The organism is Microbulbifer epialgicus (assembly GCF_041447265.1).
Classification (GTDB): Bacteria; Pseudomonadota; Gammaproteobacteria; order Pseudomonadales; family Cellvibrionaceae; genus Microbulbifer; species Microbulbifer epialgicus.
Genome location: NZ_JBGMEK010000227.1, coordinates 1 through 1,257 on the forward strand (window position 1 = coordinate 1; position 1,257 = coordinate 1,257).

General features: G+C 42.9%; 2 protein-coding genes and 1 pseudogene. 2 read left to right on the forward strand and 1 reads right to left on the reverse strand.

Features of this window, described 5'->3' with window-relative positions; genetic code table 11:
• A pseudogene (locus ACCI49_RS24675) lies at positions 1-162 on the forward strand (IS256 family transposase); the annotation flags it as partial.
• A gap of 34 nt (positions 163-196) precedes the next feature.
• Here ACCI49_RS24675 and ACCI49_RS24680 read toward each other — a convergent pair.
• Positions 197-907, reverse strand: coding sequence for a helix-turn-helix domain-containing protein (locus tag ACCI49_RS24680; RefSeq protein ID WP_371841915.1), 711 nt, complete (start codon positions 905-907; stop codon positions 197-199).
• 79 nt (positions 908-986) lie between these two features.
• Here ACCI49_RS24680 and ACCI49_RS24685 point away from each other — a divergent pair, with 79 nt between their 5' ends.
• The gene (locus ACCI49_RS24685) at positions 987-1,181 is read left to right on the forward strand and encodes a transposase (protein WP_371841917.1); all 195 of its coding nucleotides are present in this window, start codon (positions 987-989) and stop codon (positions 1,179-1,181) included.
• Positions 1,182-1,257 lie beyond the last annotated feature (76 nt).

The following is a 1,257-nucleotide window of genomic DNA, read 5'->3' on the forward strand; positions in this document are numbered from 1 at the left end:
AAGGGTGGTTTCGCCAATGAGAATAGCTTACTGAAGCTTCTTTACGCCGGTATACTAAAAGCCTCCGAACGCTGGACACGCCCGATTCAAAATTGGAATCTGACACTGTCACAGCTGGCGATCCACTTTCCAGATCGCCTGGAGAAATACATCAGCCTATAGTTGCCTGGCTGACACAGAGTTTTGAACACCCTCTCTAGAAGTCACCGGCCCAATAATCCTCTTCAAAATTTTTTAGTTGCTCCTCGTAATAAGCCCTGTCAGTCTTAATCGATTTAGGATCTAAAGCTAACCCTTTAGCAAACACTCTTTCGACAACTAATGCTGAACAATAGGCAACCTCGTCCAATTTTTCCTCGAAAATAAAGTTAGCCTTTGTCAGATATATTGCATATCGAATAGCTCCACTGAAAAAGTCAATCGCGGCTTTTCGTTCAGGGGAGTTGATATCTTCAGGCATCTCTCCGAAATACCCTTGAACTCTCAACAATTTTCTATTCTCTCGCACGTTGGGGTTTGGATGACATCGGATCCAATGGTTCACCAAGAAATCCGGGCTTAGCTCTAATAGCGAGCAATAGTCGAATAGAAACTCTACCGGCGGGTATCGATTACCCTTCTCATAGTCATGCAGAGAGTTTTTACTGATACCCAGCTGATTGGCAGCTTCACGAATGGACATCATTTTTAACCCAAGACGCCTTGCATGCCGCTGATAATCCCTAAAGTCTTGCGGCAAGACGAGCAATTCTTTCAATGTCTGAAAAGCTTCAGGTTTTGAGCTCTGCTTACCAGGAGGAAGTGACTCTTGAGTTAATTTTTCCCAATAATCACGTGCTGCTAAATTACGATACTCAGCCTCATCCGGTTTACGCACCATCCGCAAAATCTCACCAAATTTCACCATTGCAAATACCAAGTGGAATTTTGCCTAAGTAACGAAAGAAAGCAATATTTGGAATGTTGAGACGTGAGATCTGAGCGATATTACAAGACTTTTTTGCGGCCTGAAGGGTATTAAATTAGTCGAAGGGTACAAAATGAGGGATCAAATTCATATTCTGTTAATGACCCCTCAAAAATTCAATGTTTCCAATATGCTTGGTTTTTTGAGAGGAAAATCTAAGATCAAGATAATTCGAAAATGCAAAAATGTACAGAGACCTAGATTCCCACAATAACCGACACACTTGGCGGTAGCGAAGGAGGCCAGCTGGCTGTAGGCTGGTTAGCTTCCACACAAACAAGCCAGGAACC

What these genes read in the sequence shown, in the direction of transcription:
- ACCI49_RS24680 (WP_371841915.1), bottom strand. Translation starts at nt 907, where the DNA reads ATGGTGAAATTTGGTGAGATTTTGCGGATGGTGCGTAAACCGGATGAG.